This is a genomic window from Pseudomonas sp. P5_A2_2, from assembly GCF_054177685.1.
Window position 1 is genome coordinate 1 of the sequence record NZ_JBGCUL010001255.1, and the last position, 1146, is coordinate 1146.

At 54.8% G+C, this 1146-nt stretch carries 2 protein-coding genes and 2 tRNA genes; 3 read left to right on the top strand and 1 reads right to left on the bottom strand.

The genetic code is table 11. The features are described 5' to 3' along the window. The 3 genes from csrA to ACXRVY_RS30595 form a co-directional block, all read left to right on the top strand. The coding region (csrA, locus tag ACXRVY_RS30585) for a carbon storage regulator CsrA (RefSeq protein ID WP_458239151.1) at window positions 1–137 on the top strand (137 nt) is incomplete at its 5' end. Window positions 138–199: 62 nt separating this feature from the next. Further along, window positions 200–290, top strand: a tRNA-Ser gene (locus tag ACXRVY_RS30590). A gap of 107 nt (window positions 291–397) precedes the next feature. Beyond that, window positions 398–474 (top strand) — tRNA-Arg (locus ACXRVY_RS30595). Between the two features lie 19 nt (window positions 475–493). Here the strand turns inward: ACXRVY_RS30595 and ACXRVY_RS30600 are convergent. Next, window positions 494–1012: a cell envelope protein SmpA gene (locus tag ACXRVY_RS30600; RefSeq protein ID WP_223459286.1), complete on the bottom strand. Its 519-nt coding sequence runs from the start codon at window positions 1010–1012 to the stop codon at window positions 494–496. Between the last annotated feature and the right edge of the window lie 134 nt (window positions 1013–1146).

A 1146-nucleotide genomic window follows, 5' to 3' on the forward strand; every position in this document is an offset into this window, starting at 1 on the left:
AAATCACCGTGACCGTGCTCGGCGTAAAAGGAAATCAAGTGCGCATCGGTGTTAATGCCCCCAAAGAGGTGGCGGTTCACCGGGAGGAAATTTACCTGCGTATCAAGAAAGAGAAGGACGAAGAACCAAGCCATTAATTTTTATCGTTTTTTATGTTTGCAAACGGGGAAGAAGCTGGTTAATATACGCCCCGTGTTGCGGAGAGCTGGCCGAGTGGCCGAAGGCGCTCCCCTGCTAAGGGAGTACACCTCAAAAGGGTGTCGGGGGTTCGAATCCCCCGTTCTCCGCCATTATTTGCGTAGTACGTTGTAATCTGGCTTCTTCGGTAAGTTGTTGAAATTACTAGAAAAAGTGCTTGACATAGAGATTAGACGGCCTATAATGCGCGGCAACAAATGCACTCGTAGCTCAGCTGGATAGAGTACTCGGCTACGAACCGAGCGGTCACAGGTTCGAATCCTGTCGAGTGCACCATACAACAGAAAGCCCGCATTTAATGCGGGCTTTTTGCCGTCCGGGATTTGGCTTTTCCTTTCGTGCATCCTCTCTCGTCGAACTCCACGTTTGCGCTGCGACCCCTCCGGGTGTCGTAACGGTAGCTCGTGGCTGAATTGCGAATATTGATCTTGTCCGGCTTGCCGAGGGCGCTTTCGACGTCTTGCTGGCTCATGCCGGCAACCACTCGCCGATTGATGATCGCTTCGCGGCGCTCCCTGGCACTGATCAGGTTTCCACACTTGTCCTGCGCCTGACCGACTACGGTCGGCTCTTTCCTTTTGATTTTCATTCCTGGTGTTTCACGGGGTTCGGCTTGCGGCATAAGCATCATCGCGCTGCCGGGTGTAAAGGCGCGGACGTCCTGAAGTGAAACGCTTTCTCCCGTGGCACAGCTCAGCGTGGTGAAGGTAATGCGCCCATTGGCCGCCTCGCAGCGGTGAACGGTGGTGGCGAGCGCCTGGGGCAGGGGGCCGAGCAGGGTGAGCAGTAAAAAGAACTGTGCAATTGATGGCATCAGGCGTCCTCCATGACGTTCCTTTTCAAGGGGGCGTTCTCAATTAGTTTCCCCGCCGCGTTGTCGCCTTAAAGCTGGCCAGGCAAGGCGTAKGCCGCTGGGAATGGTTGTTCCCTTTCCAAGGCCTGCAACGC